Genomic DNA, 18139 nt, shown 5'->3' with positions numbered 1-18139 from the left:
ATGAAGGCCGCCGCGTACCTGGTCAGGCTGGTGGCGCTCGCCACCGCGATTTCGGCGCTCGGCGCCTGCTCGATCAACGAATACCTCGACGAGCGCAGTCGGATCGACTACAAGTCGGCCGGCGCCAAGCGCCCGCCGCTCGACATTCCTCCCGACCTGGCCAGCCCTCGCGGCGATGGCCGCTTCGCGATTCCCGACAGCGCGCAGGCCGAGCGCACCGCCTCCGGCTACGAGCGCAGCCGCGCCGCGGCCCAACCGGCCAGAACTGCGACCGTGCTGCCCGCCACCGCCGGGGTGCGGATGGAGCGGCAGGGCGGCGATCGCTGGCTGGTCACCGAACTGCCGCCGGAGCAAGCCTGGATCCTGTTGCGCGAGTTCTGGCAGGAGTCCGGCTTCATCATCCAGACCGAGTCTCCCGAGACCGGCATCCTCGAGACCGACTGGGCCGAGAATCGCGCGAAGATCCCGCTCGACTTCATCCGGCGCACGCTCGGCAAGGCGGTCGACCAGCTGTATTCCACCGGCGAGCGCGACAAGTTCCGCACCCGCATCGAGAAGGGGCAGGGCGGCACCGAGATCTACGTGAGCCACCGGGGGATGGTCGAGGTCTACTCCACCGCCGAGCAGGACCAGACGATCTGGCAGCCCAGGCCCAGCGACCCCGAGCTCGAGATCGAGTTCATGCGACGGATGATGGTCAAGCTCGGCGCCACGCAGGAGCGGGCCGAGCAGGCCACCGCCGCGGCCGCCGCGCCGGCGCCCGCCCGGGCCAGGCTGTTCGCCGAGGGCGAGCAGCCCAGGGTCGAGATCGCCGAGTCCTTCGACCGCGCGTGGCGCAGCATCGGGCTGGCGCTCGATCGCGGCGGATTCACCGTCGACGATCGCGACCGTTCGCGCGGCCTGTACTTCGTCCGCTACATCGATCCCGAGGCGCAGGCCCGCCAGGCCAACACCCGGCCGGGCTTCTTCTCGCGGCTGATCGGCAGGGCCAAGGAAGAGCCGATCTCGCAGCAGTTCCAGGTGCGGGCGGTCGACTCGGGCAGCGCCACGGTCGTGACCGTCCTCGATCGCGAGGGCAAGCCGGTGGCCGGCATCGACCGGACCACGGCCACGAAGATCCTGACGCTGCTGCACGAACAGCTGAAGTAAGGCCGTGGCAGGCCTGCGCTTCGCGAGCCTGGGCAGCGGCAGCGAAGGCAACGCGCTGTTGGTCGAGACCGACGACGGCGGCGTGCCGCGCCGCGTGCTCGTCGACTGCGGCTTCGGCCTTCGCGAGGCCGAACGCAGGCTGCGCGCGCTCGGCTGCGAGCCGGTCAGCCTGTCGGCGATCCTGGTCACCCACGAGCACGGCGATCACGTCGGAGGCGTCTTTCGCCTGGCGGCGGCCCACGGGATCGCGGTCCACCTGACCCACGGCACGCTGCAGGCCTGCGGCCGCGTCGGCCGGGCCGAGACGCTGGTCCGGATCGTCGATCCTCACCAGCCCTTCGAAGTCGGGCCGTTCCGGGTCGAACCGATCCCGGTGCCCCACGATGCCCGCGAGCCGGTCCAGTACGTGTTCGACGACGGTCGCGCCCGCCTCGGCGTGCTGACCGACCTGGGACACGGCACGCCGCACGTCGTGCGGGCGCTGTCGCGGCTCGACGCGCTGGTGCTGGAGTGCAATCACGATCCGCGCCTGCTCGCCGACAACCCCGCCTATCCGCCGGTGCTCAAGCGCCGGATCGGCGGCCCCTGGGGGCACCTTGCCAACGAGCAGGCCGCCGAGATCCTGGCCGCGATCGATCGCGGCAGGCTGAAGACCGTCGTCGCCGCCCACCTGAGCCAGCAGAACAACCGCCCGGACCTGGCGCAGCGGGCCCTGGCCGCGGTGCTCGACGCCGGACTCGAGGACATTCGCGTCGCCGACCAGGCCGAGGGGCTGGACTGGCACCAGGCCTGAGCGGCCTGCCTTCACACGTGCGCTTTCAACCGCTCCGGCCGGACGGCTCCGCGCCGTCGGCGATCCACCCGGCCTCGCGCCAGGCGTGCAGGAGCCCGAAGATCGGCGCCTGCGCGTCGAGCTCCGAAAGCTCGCGCGCGTCCAGCCGGCGCGACTCGGCGAGCGAGCGCAGCAGGCGCAGCGCGCCGCGGGGTACCGCGGGCGCCTCGCCGTTGATGTAGAGCCGCGCGCCGCGCCAGAGCATCCGGCTGCGCCGGTCCAGCCTGAGGCCGTTCCGGCGGGCGGCGCGCACGAAGCGCGCGAGCGGCATCGGGGCCGGCGGCTCGAACCAGACCGAGGGCTTGGGCTCGGTCAGGTATCGGCCGACGAACTCGTCGACCCGGGCCGGATCCGGGCGCCAGTCTCGCGCCCACCCCGACAGCGTGGCTGCCAGATCGTCGGGCAGCCGGGCCGGCGTGGCGGTCGGCGCCCGGCCGCGATCGCCGAATCGCGGGTCCGGCCCGCCCGGCGCGTCGGCCGCCTCGGCCAGGAAGGCGGCCAGGAATTCGTGGCGCGACGGCGCGCGAAAGCCGATCGAGCAGGTCATGCAGGGCCCCTCGGCGATGCCGTCGTGCCCCCAGCCGGGCGGCAGGTAGAGCATGTCGCCCGGCTCGAGCAGCCATTCCTCGTCGGGCTCGAATCCGTCGAGGATCTTCAGCGGCAGGCCCGGCACCAGCCGCGGCTTGCGCACCGGGCCGATCCGCCAGCGTCGTCGCCCCCAGGCTTGCAGCAGGAACACGTCGTAGGAGTCCACGTGCGGACCGACCCCGCCACCGTCGCCGGCCAGGCTGATCATCAGGTCGTCGAGGCGGGCGTCGGGCACGAACCGGAAGCGCGCGAGCAACCCGTGCGCCGCGTCGGAGTGCAGGTCCACGCCCTGCACCAACAGCGTCCAGTCGCGCGCCTTCAGCGACGGGATCTCGTCGGCCTCGAAGGGGCCGTGCGCGAGCGACCAGCGCGAGCGGCGGCGCATCACGAGCCGCGACTCGACCGCGTCGTCCGCCGCCAGCGCGACCAGTTGTGCGGGGTCGAGCGGCGGCGCGAAGCCGGGGATCGCCTGCCGGATCAGCAGCGGCCGGCGCTGCCAATGCCGCCGCATGAAGTCGTCTACACTGAGGCCGCCGAGCGGCGCCACGGGTTCCGGGCGGCGACGCGGCGCGGTGGGCTCCGAGCCGCGACGCGGCGCGGTGGACATCCGGGTGCTGGTCTTCATCCGGCGATTATAGGAAGGAGTGCAGGTTTGGAACTCGAGGTCGCGAAGGATCGCTGGATCACCGTCCACTATCGGCTGTTCGATTCGGACGGCGAGCCGGTCGAGCACGGCGAGCGCGAGATCACCTACCTGCACGGCGGCTACGGCGACGTGTTCGAGCCGATCGAGCTGGCGCTCGAAGGCAGGCTCGCCGGCTTCGAGACCAGCCTGTACCTGGAGCCGGAGCAGACCTTCGGCGACTACGACCCCTCGCTGGTCAGGCTCGCGCCGCGCGAGTCGCTGCCCGAGAAGCTCGAGGAGGGGATGGGCTTCGAGGGCGTGCCCGGCGAGGCACCCGACGGCCGGATCTGGATCGTGACCGACATCGCCGGCGACCAGGTCGTGCTCGACGGCAACCACCCGCTGGCCGGCATGGCGCTGCGCTTCGAACTGAAGGTCGTCGAGGTGTCGGAGGCCGACGAGGACGAGATCGCCGAGTACCGGGCGCGCGGCGAGGGCTGAGGCCGCTACCGCGCGGGGCCCGCGCCGCCCGCCGGGACGAACGCGTCGGAATAGCAGGCGTCCTCGGACAGGCCCTGCGCCACGAAGGCGGGCCGCGCGGCCTCGACCATGCGGACCGAGCCGCAGGCGTACACGGCAAGGCCTGTGAGGTCCGGGAAATCGGCGAGGATCGCCTCGTGGACCAGCCCGGTGCGGCCCTGCCAGGCATCGCCGGGGGCCGGCTCCGAGAGCACCGGCACGAAGCGGAAGTTCGGGTGCTCTCGGGCCCAGCGCTCGGGCAGCTCGGCCAGGTACAGGTCGCGCTTCTGGCGCACGCCCCAGTACAGGTAGAGCGGGCGCTCGATGCCCAGCCTGAACGCCTGCTCGAGCAGGCTCTTGACCGGCGCGAAGCCGGTCGCGCCGGCCACGAAGATCAGCGGCTTGTCGCTGGGCTCGTGCAGCACGAACGAACCGATCGGGCCTTCGAATTCGAGCCGGTCGCCCAGCTTCATCGACTCGAACACCCGGGTCGTGAACCGGCCGCCCGGCACCCGCCTCACGTGAAGCTCGACCAGGTCGGTCTCGCCCGACGGCGCGGTGAACGAGTAGCTGCGGCGGGCGCCGTCCTCGAGGATGACGTTCACGTACTGCCCCGCCACGTACGAGATCCTGGCCCCGTCCTGCAGCCTCAGGGCGAGCAGCATCACGTCGTGGGCCAGTTTCTCGAGCCGCTCGACCGTGGCCGCGTAGTGACCGATCGCGACGCCGCGCGCCGCCGCGTTCTCCTCGTACTCGAACTCGACATCGGTCACCGCGGTCGCGCAGCAGGTCAGGATCCGGCCCGCCGCGCGCTCGTCGTCGGACAGGGCACTCTTCTGGTAGCCGGACATCTCGACCTCGCCGCCGACCAGCGTGGCCTTGCACACGCCGCAGCCGCCCGAGCGGCACTCGAAGGGCAGCGGCACGCCGGCCCGCAGCCCGGCGTCGAGCAGGGTCTCGCCGGGCCGCACGGGAGCGCTGACGCGCCCCGGGTGAACCGTCATCCGACGCGGCTCGCCGCGGGCGTAGCGGGCGGGCGGCAACCAGGGCAGGGCGAACAGCAGCAGCGTTCCGGCCGCGAGCGCGCCCCAGAGCCATAGCGGATCCCATGCGTAGATCAGCGGATAGACGCTCAGGTAGAACCAGTCGAAGTCGAGGACCGCCGGGAACGACGCGAAGTCGGCCGGCGCCTGGCCGATCACCGGCCGGGCCAGCGACAGCACGAGCAGCATCAGCGCCAGCCCGAGCGCCAGCGGGCGGGGCGGCATCTGCGAGGCGCGCGGCACGCGCTGGGTGTGGATCCACAGCGCCAGCAGCACGACCAGCGGGATGCCGATGTGCAGGAAGGAAAGCAGCGAGAACAGCCGGTCCGACACCGCCTCGGGGGTGATGAAGTTGCGGGTCAGGATCCCCCGGAACGCCGGCAGCGCGTCGAGCCACTCGGTGGTCGCGACGACGACGAACTGGGCGAGCCGGTCCCACGGCAGCATGAAGCCGTTGACGCCCGACACGTAGACCAGCCACATCACGACCACGCCGGTGATCCACGAGAACGCTCGGAAACCCCGGTGCCGGTCGAAGGCGAAGTGCCGCAGCATGTGCAGCAGCATCGTGAGGACCATCGCGTCGGACGCGTAGCGGTGCACGCTGCGCAGGATGCCGCCGGCGAACCACTGGCCGTGCGTGATCGCCTGCATCGACGCATAGGTCTTGTCGACGCCGGTCTCGTAGAAGGCGTACACGTAGAGGCCGCTCGCCACGACCAGCCAGAACATCCAGTAGCTGGTGGCCCCGAGGTAGTACATCGGGTTCAGGCGCTCGCCGAAGACGCGATTGCCGACGCCGTCCATCCGCAGGAAGAACCACTGGAGCACCGACTGGATCTTCCCGAGCACCTGCATCTCCCTCGAAGCATCGGATTCGGCCCCGTGTCGGAGCCCGCCGCGGGCGCCGTCCGGCCCCGTGGGGGCGTCCGGGACATTACATGCCGACCTCCTGAATCTTTTGATGCCGATCAATCCCGGCGCTTGACTTTGGGCGGCTTTCAGTCACGATAAAGATACGCACAAAATATATCAAGGAGGGGGTCATGGCCGATCGCATCCCGGAGCAGGGCGCAACCGACACACCGCCGGAACGCGTTCCGGTCTTCCAGCAGATCCTCGACAACCCGTTCCTGTTGTTGTTCCTCGGCGTCACGATCCCCACGGTCCTCTACATCCTGTGGGGCGTGATGGAGATCGCGACGGTGCCCGTCAGTCCGCTCGCGAAATAGCGGGCAGAGGAGCCGAACATGAGCGCGATCCTGCCCCCGCAGCAGCGGATCTGGTGGAAGCAGCCGATCGACAAGGTCGAGCTGATCTGGATCACCATCGCCTTCGTCTGGTGCATGGTGATGTTCTTCATGATGCCGTACTGGCACGTCTACGGAAGACAGAACCTCTCCCCCGAGACCTACAGGGTCAAGCCCGAGCTGTTCCAGCGGGCCGCCCAGGAAATGGCCGACAAGTACACGGTGCGCACCGAGACCGACGAGAAGATCCCGGTCGTGGCGCCGCCGGCCGGCAGCGACGTCTACCTGATCGCCCGGCTCTGGTCCTTCTGGCCGATCCTCGAGCTGAAGAAGGGCGAGACCTACCGGCTTCACCTCAGCTCGATGGACTACCAGCACGGCTTCTCGCTTCAACCGGAGAACATCAACGTGCAGGTGCTGCCCGGCTACCAGCACGTGATCACGATCCAGCCGAATCGCAGCGGCAGCTACGCGATCGTCTGCAACGAGTTCTGCGGCATCGGGCACCACAAGATGGTGTCCCGGCTCTACGTGAAGGACTGAGGAAGGGGGCGAGAAAATGGCAACCGCACAGGCGCTGTTCCGTACCTGCCCCCGAACGGGGCTGCAGTTCCACAAGTCGGCCGAGTCGCTGATCAAGCTGAACGCGGTGGCCGCCGTGGTCACGCTGCTGGTCGGCGGGCTGCTCGCGCTGCTGCTGGTGCTCACGCGCTGGCAGGCGATCCACCTGATCGACGCCGACAACTTCTACCTGTACCTGACCGCGCACGGCCTCGACATGCTGGTGGCGTGGATCATCTTCTTCGAGATCGCGATCCTCTACTTCTGCTCGTCGACGCTGCTGCGCTGCCGGCTCGCCACGCCGCGCATCGCGTGGCTGGCGTTCGCGCTGATGGTGATCGGCACGGTCACCTACAACGTGGCGATCTTCAGCGGCAGCGCCACGGTCATGATGACCTCGTACGTGCCGATGCCCGCGCACCCGGCCTTCTACCTTGGGCTGATCCTGTTCGCGGTGGGCGCGCTGATCGGATGCTTCGTGTTCCTCGGCACGCTGGTCGTGGCCAAGGCCGAGAAGACCTACGAGGGCTCGATCCCGCTGGTCACCTTCGGGGCGCTGACCGCCTGCATCATCGCGATCTTCACGATCGCCTCGGGCGCGATCATCCTGATTCCCACCTGGCTCTGGTCGGTCGGCTACATCAAGCACATCGACCCGGCGATGTACCGCGTGATCTGGTGGGCCTTCGGCCACTCGTCGCAGCAGATCAACGTCAGCGCGCACGTGGCGGTCTGGTACGCGATCGCCGCGATCGTTTTCGGCGCGCGGCCGATGTCCGAGCGGGTCAGCCGGACCGCCTTCTTCCTGTACATCTGCTTCCTGCAGCTGGCCTCGGCGCACCACATCCTGGCCGACCCGGCGGTCGGCACCGAGTGGAAGATCTTCAACACCAGCTACGCGATGTACCTGGCGGTGCTGGCCTCGATGATCCACGGCCTCACGGTACCCGGCGCGATCGAGGTGGCGCAGCGCGAGAAGGGCTTCACCAAGGGCATGTTCGAGTGGCTGCGCAAGGCGCCCTGGGGTAACCCGGTGTTCTCCGGCATGTTCATCTCGCTGCTCGGCTTCGGCTTCCTGGGCGGCATCTCGGGCGTGATGATGGGCACCGAGCAGCTGAACATGATCATCCACAACACGATCTACGTGCCCGGCCACTTCCACGCGACGGTCGTGCTCGGCACCACGCTCGCGTTCATGGCGATCACCTACTTCCTGCTGCCGACGCTGTTCAACCGCGAGATGATCCTGCCGGGCTGGGCCAAGTGGCAGCCTTACGTGTTCGGGATCGGCATGGGCGTGTTCACGCTGGCCATGATGGGGGCCGGCACGCTGGGGGTGCCGAGGCGGCACTGGGACATCACCTTCGCCGGCGCGTCGCTGCCCTACGAGTACCCCGGCACCGCGCTGCTGATGCTGGCGATCTGCGGCATCTCGGGGGTGATCGCGGTGATCGGCGGGGCGATGTACATCATCATCACCGTAGGCACGCTGCTCTTCGGCAAGAAGCTCGACGCCGGCGCCTACACCACGTCGATCACGCCCTTGCGCCTGCCGGTGCAGGCGGCGCTGTCCGGGCACGGCGGGCACGGCGGCGGCTTCGCCGCGCCGGGCACCTTCGTGCTGGCGCTGGTGTTCCTGACCGCCTTCGTCCTGTACTACTTCGTCAACTGGAAGTACCTGTCGACGGTCTGGGGGCTCAGCTGAGCCGCGGCTGAACGGGGAGGCGGGACATGAAGGCCTTGCTGAATCTGTTCAAGCTGCGGATCGGCGTCGCGATCGCGCTGACCGCCGTCGCCGGGCTGATGGTCTCGCCCGGCGGCGAGATCGGCGGCTGGCAGGCGCTCGTGCTGACGCTGGCGGTGCTGTTGTCCTCGTCGGCCGCCGGCGCCTTCAACCAGTTCCACGAGGTGGATCTCGACGCGCGCATGGGGCGCACCAGCCGGCGCCCCTTCGTCACCGGCCGGTTCCGTCATCACGGCGGCTGGCTGGCGCTGATCGTCGCGCTGACCGGGATCGCGGTGGCGGCGGCCTGGTACGCGACGAACGCGCTGGCCGCCCTGTACACCTTCCTGGGTGCCTTCGTCTACGCGATCGTCTACACGGTGTGGCTGAAGCGGCGCAGCGCCTGGAACATTGTGATCGGCGGCCTGGCCGGCAGCTTCGCGGTGCTCGCCGGCGCGGCGGCGGTGCAACCGGGCCTGTCGGTCGAGGCGCTGTTGCTCGCGGTCGTGCTGTTCCTGTGGACGCCTCCGCACTTCTGGAGCCTGTCGATCGTCTGCCGCGACGACTACGCCAAGGCAGGGGTGCCGATGCTGCCGGTGGTGCGCGGCGACCGCTTCGCGGCGTGGGCGATCTTCGGGCACGCGCTGGTCATGGTCGGCCTGTCCCTGGCGCTGGCACTGTGGTCGCCGGGCTGGCTGTACCTCGCCTGCGCGGCCGCCGGCGGCGGGCTTCTGGTCGCGCGCAGCGTGGCGCTGGTCCGCGAACCTGGCCGTGCGACTGCGCTGGCGAACTTCCACGCCTCGCTGATCCAGTTGTCGCTGCTGCTGCTGGGAACGATCGCGGATGCCTGGATGCGCAATGCGATGGCCTGAGCGGTTGTGGACGCTGCCCTTGCTGTCGGCCTTGCTCGCGCTGCTCGCGGGCGCGGCGGCGGCGCAGTCCGGCCCGCCGTCCGACGTCCGCCGGGCCTTCGAGATCAGCCAGGCAGCGATCGGCAACCAGGTCGGCGACTTCGCCTTGCGCGACGGCTCGGGCAAGGAGGTCCGCCTGTCCGATTACCGCGGCCAGCCGCTGCTGGTCAGCTTCGTGTACACCGGCTGCTTCCAGGTCTGCCCGACCACGACGCGCTTTCTCGCGCAGGCGGTGCGGGTGGCCCGCGAGGCGCTCGGAGAGGACCGCTTTCGCATCGTGTCGATCGGCTTCAACCAGCCCTTCGACGATCCGACCGCGATGGCCGCGTTCGCGCGTCAGGTCGGCATCTCCGATCCGCACTGGGCCTTCCTGAGCCCTGCCCGGGCCGACGTCGCGGCGCTGACCGCCCGCTTCGGCTTCAGCTACGAAGCGACCAGCGGCGGGTTCGACCACCTGCTGCAGGTGAGCATCGTCGACTCGAACGGCGTCCTGTATCGGCAGGTCTACGGCGAAAGCTTCGACATCCCGATGCTGGTCCAGCCGCTCAAGGAGCTGCTGTCCGGCGAGGCCGAAAGGCAGTTCACGCTGGCCAGCGTCTGGGACAAGGTGATCCTCTACTGCACCGTCTACGATCCGCACACCGGCGGCTACCGGGTCGACTATTCGCTGTTCTTCGAGCTCTTCGCCGGGATCACGACGCTCGGCGCGATCGCCTGGGTGCTGCTGCGCGAGCTGCGTCGCGGGCGGCGGGCGCGGCGGGCGTGAGCGTCGGGCATGCGAGCCGGCCGGGTCGCGTCGGGATGGCGCAGCTTCGAGCGCGCCGGCGACCGCCTGTTCGGCAGCGAGGACAACCCGCTGCGCCAGCTCGGCGGCCTCGGCTTCCTGCTGTTCTGGCTGATCGCGGTCAGCGGCGGCTGGCTGTACGTGTACTACGAGACCAGCGTCGAGGGCGCGTGGCGCTCGGTGCAGTGGCTGACCGTGGAGCAGTGGTGGGGCGGGGGGCTGATGCGAAGCCTGCATCGCTACGGCTCCGACGCCTTCGTGGCCGTGATCGTGCTGCACCTGGTTCGCGAGTTCGCGCTCGGGCGCTTCTCCGGCTTTCGCTGGTACTCGTGGGTCAGCGGCGTGCCGACGCTGTGGCTGGCGATCGGCTCGGGGGCGATCGGCTACTGGCTGGTCTGGGACGAGCTCGGGTTGTTCGTGGCGACCGCCACGGCCGAGTGGTTCGGCGCCTTGCCCGGCTTCGGCCCGGCGCTGGTGCGCAACTTCATTGCCGCCGAGGCGGTGTCCGACCGGCTGTTCTCGCTGGTGGCCTTCCTGCACATCGGCCTGCCGCTGGCCTTGCTGCTGGCGATGTGGGCCCACGTGCAGCGCATCACCCGGCCGCGGACCGGCGTGAGCCGGGGGCTCGCGCTGCGGACGCTGCTGACGCTGCTCGCGCTTTCGCTCGCCTGGCCCGCGACCTCGCTGCCGCCGGCCGAGCCGGGCCGCTTGCCCGCGGCGGTCGCGATCGACTGGTTCTACCTGGCGCCCCTGGTCGCGAGCGACGCCGGCACCGCCGAGGCGGTCTGGACCCTCGCGCTGGGCCTGACGTTGCTGCTGGCGATCGCGCCGTGGTTGCGCAGGGCGCCCAGGCCGGCGCCGGCGGTCGTCGATCCGGCGCACTGCAACGGCTGCACCCGGTGCTTCGCCGATTGCCCGTACGCGGCGATCGCGATGGCGCCTCATCCGCAGGGGCGAGGAGAGATCGCGATCGTCGACGCGGACCGCTGCGCGGCCTGCGGGATCTGCGCCGGCGCCTGTCCGTCGGCGACGCCGTTCCGGCGCGCCGAGCGGCTGGCCAGCGGCATCGACCTTCCGTGGCTGACGGTCGACGACCTGCGCGAGCGGCTGGACGCCGGGCTGGCCGGGGCAGCCGGCCGGCAGGCGGCCGGGCCGCTCGTCGTCGTCTTCGAGTGCGAGCGGGGCGCGACGCTCTCCGCGCAACCGCCGGGCGGTCCGCGCACCGCGGTGATCGCCTTGCCTTGCGCTGGCATGGTCCCGCCTTCCTTCGTCGAGTACGCGCTGCGCAACGGGGCCGACGGCGTCGTGGTCGCGAGCTGCCCGTCGCTGGACTGCGAGTACCGGTTCGGCGAGCGCTGGATCGCGGAGCGGCTGCGCGGCGAGCGCGAGCCCCGATTGCGCGCCGCAGCGGATTCGACCCGGATCGGCCTGCTGGAGGTGGCCGCCGGCGAGGATGCCGGCCTGGCGGAAGGCCTGCAGGCCTTCGCAGGCACCCTGGCCGCCGCGCATTCCCCGACCCGGGAGCGGGAACGTGGCTGAGACCGTGAACCCCGTGCCCGGACGCCTGGTCCGCTATGGCGCGCAGGGCGTGCTGTACGCGCTCTTCGCGGCCTTCATCGGCTGGTTCTCGAGCGCGCCGGCCTATCGCCACCTCGACGAGGGCCAGGCGCTGCTGCGGATCTCGTTCCGGCATCCGGGCAAGACCGTGGCCGACTGCCGCACGCGCAGCGCCGAGGAACTCGCGAAGCTGCTGCCGCACCTGCGCGCCGAGCAGGACTGCGGCCGCGAGCGCTCGCCGGTCAGGATCCGGGTCGAGATCGACGGCGAGCTGCTGCACGACGAGGTGGTGCCGCCGGCGGGCCTGCGCAGGGATGGCGCCTCGAGCACCTATCGCCGCATCCCGATCGCCGCCGGCGAGCATCGGCTGAAGGTGCTGGTCAACGACGACCGCAGGGTAGAGGGCTTCAACCACCAGGGCGAGCGCAGCGTGACGCTGTCGCCCGGCCAGGTCGTGCTCGTGGATTTCGTGGCGGACAAGGGCGGGGTGATCATCCGATGAAGACGGGTTCCGTGGCCGCGGTCGCGCTGGGCCGGCTCGCGTCGGCGGCAGGCGACGAGCGCTTCGACCTCCCGGTCGCTGCAGGGGAGCAGCGCGCGATCGCGGCGGGCTGGCTGGGGCTGGGCGTGGCCGCGCTGGTCGGCGCCGGGATCTTCTCGATCCTGCTGGTGCTGGCGCGCACGCCCTGGTTCGCGCAGTGGGTGCCGGCCGGGAACTTCTTCCGGGTCGCGCTGATCGTGCACGTCGACCTGTCGGTGCTGGTCTGGTTCATCGCGATGGCCGGCATGCTCTGGACCGTCGACAGCTCGTCCAGGCGGGTATCGCTCGGCTGGGTGGCCCTGTTCACCAGTGCGGCGGGCGCGGTCCTGATCGCGGCGGCCCCGTTCACCGGCCCGGCCACGCCGATCATGTCGAACTACGTGCCGGTGCTGGACAACCACGTCTTTCTGTACGGCCTCGGGGTGATCGGCATCGGCTTCACGCTGCTGGTGCTGAGGGCCTTCCTGGCGCCGGCGCCCATGAGCCTGCGGATGGACGGCGCCGACGCGTTGAGCTTCGGGCTCAAGGGCTCGGCGGTCGCCGCCGCGGTGTCGCTGCTGGCGCTGACCTGGTCCTTCGCCGAGGTGCCGCGCGAGCTCGACGCGCCGACCTACTACGAGCTGCTCTTCTGGGGGCCGGGGCACGTGATCCAGTTTGCCTGGACGCTGCTGATGCTGGTCGGCTGGGCATGGCTCGCGCAGCTGGCCGGATCGCCGCTGCCGCTGCGCCCGCGCGTCGTTGCGCTGATCTACCTGATCGCGCTGCTTTCCGTCTTCCTGGCGCCGCTGATCTACCTGAACTGGACCGTGCTGTCGATCGAGCACCAGCGGATGATGACCTGGCTGATGCGCTTCGGTGGCGGGCTCGCGATCCTGCCGATGGTGCTCGCGCTCGCCGTGGCCCTTGCGCGAGGCGGCACGCCGTCGCCGCTGCAGAGGCCCTTGCGTTCCGCGCTGGTGTGCTCGCTCGCGCTGTTCGCGGTCGGCGGCGTCATCGGTTTCCTGATCCGCGGCTCGGACGTCCGCGTGCCGGCGCACTACCACGGCTCGATCGTCGGCGTGACGCTGGCGCTGATGGGGCTGGCCTACGCGCTGCTGCCGCGCTTCGGGTACCGCGCGCCGCAGGGCAGGCTGGCGGTGTGGCAGCCCTGGCTGTACGCCGGCGGCCAGCTGATGCACATCCTTGGCCTGCTCTGGTCGGGCGGCTACGGCGTCCAGCGCAAGGTCGCCGGCGCAGAGCAGGTGCTGCGCACGCCTCAGGAGGTGCTCGGCATGGGCCTGATGGGTCTGGGCGGGCTTGTCGCGATCGCGGGCGGCGTGCTGTTCGTCTGGGTGGTGCTTCGCGCGATGGTCCGCCGATGAGGAAGCTCGCGCTGCTGGCCTGCCTGCTGACCGTGTGCATCACCGCGGCGAGCGCGCTGATCCGGCACTGGCAGGGCGGACTGGGCTGCGAAGCCTGGCCTGCCTGCGGTCGGGTGCTGGGCGCGCCCGCGGCGACGGGTGCAGCGCCGGCCGATCCGCCTCCGGCGATCCGCGTGGCGCGGCTCGCGCACCGCGCCAGCGCGTCCGCGGTCGGCCTGCTCGTCGCGCTGCTCGCGCTGTTCGGCTGGAAGTCCTTCGACGGCAGCCAGCGGCTGGCCGCGGCGGTCGCGCTCGCCGACACGGTCTTCCTGGCCTGGCTGGGGCGCTACACGCCGCACGACCTGCCGCTGGTCACGGTGGGCAACGTGACGGGAGGCATGCTGCTCGCGGCGGCGCTTGCCTGGATCGCGGCGGCCCGGCCGGGCACGGGCCGGTCGCTTCCGGCCGTGTCGGCCTTCGTGCTGCTCATGGCGTTGCTGCTCACCGGCACGATGACCGGCTCGCGCGGGGCCGTCGAGGCCTGCCCCGACTGGCTGTGCGTGGACGGCGCCCGGGTCACGCTCGCCGCGCTCGACCCGCGGCTGCCCGGCGAGCTGCCGAAGGCGGAACAGCTCGGCCTGCACCTCGCGCACCGGGCGCTGGCGCTGGGCTTCCTGCTCGCGGCGCTGGCGGCGGCGGGGCGGGGCCTGCGCGCGCGCGAACGAAGCGGCCGAGTGGCGACCGGCCTGCTGGCGGGGCTGCTCGCGGCGCAGGTGGCGCTGGGGCTCGGAACCGCGCTCGGCTCGCTGCCGCTGGTCACCGCGACCCTGCACAACGCCGTCGCGATGTCGATCGCCGCCGCGCTGGCCGCGCTCGCTGCCGCAACGCCCGTGCTGGCGCCGACGCGCCGGCTCAGGGCATCGGCGGATCGGGATCGATTCGCCGCGAGCTCACCCTGAAGGGTTGCGGCGCGGCCGGATCGACGTCGATCCTGACCCACCGGTCGGAGAACGGCGAGCCGTGGCTCTCGACCCTGAGCAGGCGCTCGCCCAGGCGCTCGACCGAGTGACGGTGCGTGTCGCCGTGCAGGAACAGCGTGTGCCCGGCGAAGCGCGACGACAGCTCGACGAGCGTGCGCCGGAACGCCGCGTGCGAGCGCCTTTCGCCGCTGCCGAAGCCCGGGTTCGCGTGCCCGATCACGACGACGGCGGCAAGCCCGTCGCGCCCGGCGATCGCGTAGCCGTCGCGCAACCACGCGTCGTTCCAGCGCTGGCGACGCTCGCTGCTGCCCGGGTGAAGCAACTCCACCTGCCGCGCGTCGCCGCTGCCGGGCAGGTTCACGGTGACGAACAGCACGCGGCCGAAGCGCCAGCGCAGGTTCTCCGGCGGGCCGCCGGCGCTCAGGTCGGCCTGACTCCGCAGGGCAGGCGCCGCCGGCGCGCCGCCTGCCTGCCCGCGTCCTCCCAGGGCCCGCGGGCCGGCGAAGAACAGGCTGCGCAGCGCCTCGAGGCGCTCCAGCGGGTCGAAACCGCCCGCCCGCTCGCGATGACAGTCGGTCCAGTCGTTGTCGCCGGGGGTATAGACCAGCGGCACCGGGCTGCGATCGAGCTGGGCCCTGCGGGCGGCGATCAGCGCATCGTCGCAGCGCTCCGAGCCGCCCTTCAGGTCGCCGACGTGGATCGCGAACGCGAGGTCCTCGTCGAAGGCGCCGAGGATCCGGTCGACCATCGTTTCCTCGAGGCGGAACGAGGGGACATCGCCGATCAGCGCGAAGGCAAAGGCGCCCTCGGCAGGGCGCGCCGGCGATCCGGCTGCGGCGCCGGCTTCGCTGGTCGCCGATCCCGCCGCACCGGCGGCCGGCAGCGCTCGGGCGGCGAGCAGCCCGAGCGCGAGCGCGAGTACCTGTGCGATCGCGATCGCGCGGGCTGCCCGGCGGCGCGCCGGCCGGCCGCTCATTGCCGGGCCGGGCCGAGCTTGTCGCGCAGCGCGTACAACAGGTCGAGCGCCTCGCGGGCGCTCAGCGAGTCGGGGTCGACGGCCTGCAGTCGCTCGAGGATCTCGGCCTCGGCCTGCCGGCGCGTCGCGTCGGTCTCGTTGCCCGTGCCGGTCGAATCCGGGCCGGCATCGTGCCCGGCGTCCCCGGTCGCGCCGGGGGCCATCGCGAACAGGTCGAGCTGGTCGTCCTCGGCGCGGGCGCGCGCCTCGAGCTCGCCGAGCATCCGGTCGGCCGAGCGGATCACCGCGCCTGGCATGCCCGCCAGCCGCGCGACCTGGATGCCGTAGCTGCGGCTGGCCGGACCGTCGCGCACCTCGTGCAGGAACACGATCCCGCCGCGATGCTCGGCGGCGGCCAGGTGCAGGTTGACCGCCTGGGGATGCGTGGCCGCGAGCCGGGTCAGCTCGAAGTAATGGGTCGCGAACAGGGTCAGCGACCGGTTGTGCGCGAGCAGCCTTGCCGCGATCGCGTGGGCCAGCGCCAGGCCGTCGAAGGTCGAGGTGCCGCGACCGATCTCGTCCATCAGCACCAGGGAACGCTCGGTGGCCGCATGCAGGATCGAAGCGGCCTCGGTCATCTCGACCATGAAGGTCGAGCGTCCGCCGGCCAGGTCGTCGGAGGCGCCCACCCGGGTGAAGATCCGGTCGAGCGGCCCGATCTCGCAGTCGTCGGCCGGCACGAAGCTGCCGCAGCAGGCCAGCAGAGCGATCAGCGCCACCGATCGCATGTAGGTCGACTTGCCGCCCATGTTGGGGCCGGTGAGAAGCAGCATGCGCCGGTTCTCGCGCATCACGCAGTCGTTCGGTACGTAGTGCTCGACGCCGGCCTCGACCACCGGATGGCGGCCCGCGCGGATCTCGATGCCGGGCGCCGGCGAGAAGCGCGGCCGCACCCATCGCAGCGTGTGCGCGCGCTGCGCGAAGGCCGCCAGCACGTCGAGTTGCGCGGCGGCGTGGCCGGCGCGCTGCCACAGCGCGACCGCCGGCGCCAGCGCCTCCAGCAGCGCGTCGTAGAGCTGGCGCTCGAGCGCCAGCGCGCGTTCGCGGGCCGACAGGGCCTTGTCCTCGAAGGCCTTCAGCTCGGGCGTGATGTAGCGCTCGGCGTTCTTCAGCGTCTGCCGGCGACGGTAGTCGTCGGGCACCTTGTCGGACTGCCCGCGGGTGACCTCGATGAAGAAGCCGTGGACGTTGTTGTAGCCCACGCGCAGGTTCGCGATCCCGGTGCGCTCCCGCTCGCGGGCCTCCATCGCGGCCAGCACGCTGTCGCAGTCGCGATCGATCGCGCGCAGCTCGTCGAGCGCGGCGTCGTGTCCGTCGCGGATCACGCCGCCGTCGCGCGCCTGCGCCGGCGGCTCGTCGACCAGCGCCGCCGCGATCGGTGCGAAGGCCGAATCGGGCACGGACAGGGCCTCGAGCAGCCAGCCGAACAGGGCCGGGTCGAGGGCGGCGAGCCGCGCGCACAGCCTGCGGATCGCGGGCTCGGCGTCGCGCAGCGCCGCCAGCTCGCGCGGGCGCGCGGAGCGGAGCGCGATGCGGGCGGCGATCCGCTCCAGGTCGGGCAGCTCGCGCAGGTCGGCCAGCACCGCCTCGTAGCGCATGCCGCCGTCGTCGACCAGCAAGGCGGCGACGCAATCGTGGCGGCGCGCCGCATCGCGCTGCGCGCGCAGCGGCTCGAGCAGCCAGCGGCGCATCAGCCGGCCGCCGGCGCTGGTCGCGCAGCGGTCGAGCAGCTTCAGCAGCGACGGCCCGTCGTCGCCGCGCATGGTTTCGACGATCTCCAGGTTGCGCCGCGCGGCGGCGTCCAGGATCACGAACTCGTCGCCGGCGAACACGCGCAGGCCCTGCAGGTGCGACGGCGCCTGCCCCTGGGTGCGCTCGACGTAGTCGAGCAGGGCGCCGGCAGCGGCGGCGGCGGCGCCGAGCTCCTCGGCGCCGAAGCCGCTCAGGTCGCGGGTGCCGAGCAGCTCGGTCAGCCTGCGGCGGGCGCGGGTCTCGTCGAACTGCCAGCGCGGGGCGCGGGCGAAGGCCGCGCCGGCGAGCGTGTCGGCGAGCGTGTCGGGCAGCTTCGCGTCGTCGGGCAGCACGACCTCGGCGGGCCTCAGCCGGTCGAGCTCTCTCGCGAAGGCGTCGGGAGCCAGCTCGGCCAGCCAGCACTCGCCGCTGGCGACGACCATCCAGGCGAGCCCGAGCCGCCCGCCGGGCGCGCTCGTCGAGCCGGGCAGCACCGCCAGCAGGATCCGGTCGTCGCGATCGGGCAGCAGCTGCGCGTCGGTCAGCGTGCCCGGGGTGACGATCCGCACCACCTTGCGCTCGACCGGGCCCTTCGACGTGGCCGGATCGCCGATCTGCTCGCAGACCGCGACCGACTCGCCGAGCCGGATCAGCCGCGCCAGGTATTGCTCGACCGCGTGCACCGGCACGCCGGCCATCGGGATCGGCTCGCCGGCCGAGGCGCCGCGCCGGGTGAGCGTGATGCCGAGCAGCCGCGCCGCGCGCTCGGCGTCGCCGTAGAAAAGCTCGTAGAAGTCGCCCATCCGGTAGAACAGCAGGCGCTCCGGGTGGTCGGCCTTGATGCGCAGGTACTGCTGCATCATCGGCGTGTGGCCGGCCAGCGCGTGTTCGAGCTTGCTGTCTTCGGGGAGGGTGTCGGGGGCGGGCACTTCGCGGGGCATCGGGCCGTCGGTCGTAGCCGAAAGTATGCCAGCCGGTCGTGCCGTAACC

16 protein-coding genes are annotated in these 18139 nt (G+C 71.6%); 12 read left to right on the top strand and 4 right to left on the bottom strand.

All coding sequences use genetic code 11. The annotated features are described in order from the left end of the window. Together bamC and M6I34_RS03160 are read left to right on the top strand one after the other, a co-directional pair. Complete coding sequence (gene bamC, locus M6I34_RS03165) at positions 1 to 1149, top strand: outer membrane protein assembly factor BamC (protein ID WP_272484263.1); 1149 nt, start codon at positions 1 to 3, stop codon at positions 1147 to 1149. Between the two features lie 13 nt (positions 1150 to 1162). After that, complete coding sequence (locus M6I34_RS03160; RefSeq protein WP_272486587.1) at positions 1163 to 1942, top strand: MBL fold metallo-hydrolase; 780 nt, start codon at positions 1163 to 1165, stop codon at positions 1940 to 1942. A gap of 25 nt (positions 1943 to 1967) precedes the next feature. Here the strand turns inward: M6I34_RS03160 and M6I34_RS03155 are convergent, their stop codons facing one another. Further along, a complete protein-coding gene (locus M6I34_RS03155) occupies positions 1968 to 3176 on the bottom strand; it encodes a ribosomal protein uL16 3-hydroxylase (protein ID WP_418953529.1) in 1209 nt (402 codons plus the stop codon). A 45-nt stretch (positions 3177 to 3221) separates the two neighbouring features. Between M6I34_RS03155 and M6I34_RS03150 the strand changes: the two genes are divergently transcribed. Further along, complete coding sequence (locus tag M6I34_RS03150) at positions 3222 to 3695, top strand: FKBP-type peptidyl-prolyl cis-trans isomerase (RefSeq protein WP_272484261.1); 474 nt, start codon at positions 3222 to 3224, stop codon at positions 3693 to 3695. A 5-nt stretch (positions 3696 to 3700) separates the two neighbouring features. Here the strand turns inward: M6I34_RS03150 and M6I34_RS03145 are convergent, their stop codons facing one another. Next, positions 3701 to 5614, bottom strand: coding sequence for a 2Fe-2S iron-sulfur cluster-binding protein (locus M6I34_RS03145; protein WP_418953432.1), 1914 nt, complete (start codon positions 5612 to 5614; stop codon positions 3701 to 3703). A 188-nt stretch (positions 5615 to 5802) separates the two neighbouring features. On the opposite strand from M6I34_RS03145, the gene M6I34_RS03140 reads away from it, so the two are divergent. From M6I34_RS03140 to M6I34_RS03100, 9 genes are read left to right on the top strand one after another with little or no spacing between them, the layout of a single operon-like run. Continuing rightward, entirely contained in the window at positions 5803 to 5988 is a 186-nt protein-coding gene (locus M6I34_RS03140) for a hypothetical protein (RefSeq protein WP_272484259.1), read from the top strand. An 18-nt stretch (positions 5989 to 6006) separates the two neighbouring features. Continuing rightward, the gene (locus tag M6I34_RS03135) at positions 6007 to 6549 is read left to right on the top strand and encodes a cupredoxin domain-containing protein (protein WP_272484258.1); all 543 of its coding nucleotides are present in this window, start codon (positions 6007 to 6009) and stop codon (positions 6547 to 6549) included. Between the two features lie 16 nt (positions 6550 to 6565). Then, positions 6566 to 8272 (top strand): cbb3-type cytochrome c oxidase subunit I, encoded by a 1707-nt coding sequence (locus M6I34_RS03130; protein WP_272484257.1) that lies wholly within the window; start codon positions 6566 to 6568, stop codon positions 8270 to 8272. Positions 8273 to 8298: 26 nt separating this feature from the next. Continuing rightward, complete coding sequence (cyoE, locus tag M6I34_RS03125) at positions 8299 to 9162, top strand: heme o synthase (RefSeq protein ID WP_272484256.1); 864 nt, start codon at positions 8299 to 8301, stop codon at positions 9160 to 9162. After that, the gene (locus M6I34_RS03120; protein WP_272484255.1) at positions 9149 to 9967 is read left to right on the top strand and encodes an SCO family protein; all 819 of its coding nucleotides are present in this window, start codon (positions 9149 to 9151) and stop codon (positions 9965 to 9967) included. Before cyoE ends, M6I34_RS03120 begins: the two co-directional genes overlap by 14 nt. A 9-nt stretch (positions 9968 to 9976) precedes the next feature. Beyond that, positions 9977 to 11524, top strand: coding sequence for a hydrogenase iron-sulfur subunit (locus M6I34_RS03115; protein WP_272484254.1), 1548 nt, complete (start codon positions 9977 to 9979; stop codon positions 11522 to 11524). Beyond that, a complete protein-coding gene (locus tag M6I34_RS03110; protein WP_272484253.1) occupies positions 11517 to 12044 on the top strand; it encodes a hypothetical protein in 528 nt (175 codons plus the stop codon). Before M6I34_RS03115 ends, M6I34_RS03110 begins: the two co-directional genes overlap by 8 nt. Beyond that, on the top strand, positions 12041 to 13444 hold the full coding sequence (locus tag M6I34_RS03105; RefSeq protein WP_272484252.1) for a cbb3-type cytochrome c oxidase subunit I: 1404 nt from the start codon (positions 12041 to 12043) through the stop codon (positions 13442 to 13444). The genes M6I34_RS03110 and M6I34_RS03105 overlap by 4 nt, the downstream gene beginning before the upstream one ends. Beyond that, positions 13441 to 14382 (top strand): COX15/CtaA family protein, encoded by a 942-nt coding sequence (locus M6I34_RS03100; RefSeq protein ID WP_272484251.1) that lies wholly within the window; start codon positions 13441 to 13443, stop codon positions 14380 to 14382. Before M6I34_RS03105 ends, M6I34_RS03100 begins: the two co-directional genes overlap by 4 nt. On the opposite strand, the gene M6I34_RS03095 is transcribed toward M6I34_RS03100, so the two are convergent. Together M6I34_RS03095 and mutS are read right to left on the bottom strand one after the other, a co-directional pair. Next, positions 14336 to 15379, bottom strand: a complete 1044-nt coding sequence (locus M6I34_RS03095) for a hypothetical protein (RefSeq protein WP_272484250.1) — start codon at positions 15377 to 15379, stop codon at positions 14336 to 14338. The two genes, M6I34_RS03100 and M6I34_RS03095, sit on opposite strands and share 47 nt — an antisense overlap. Continuing rightward, on the bottom strand, positions 15376 to 18090 hold the full coding sequence (gene mutS, locus M6I34_RS03090) for a DNA mismatch repair protein MutS (protein WP_418953431.1): 2715 nt from the start codon (positions 18088 to 18090) through the stop codon (positions 15376 to 15378). The genes M6I34_RS03095 and mutS overlap by 4 nt, the downstream gene beginning before the upstream one ends. Positions 18091 to 18139: the final 49 nt, after the last annotated feature.

This window comes from Zeimonas sediminis (genome assembly GCF_023721795.1).
GTDB lineage: Bacteria > Pseudomonadota > Gammaproteobacteria > Burkholderiales > Burkholderiaceae_E > Zeimonas > Zeimonas sediminis.
Note: the sequence above shows the minus strand (reverse complement) of the source record. Positions and strands in the feature narration are given on the sequence as shown.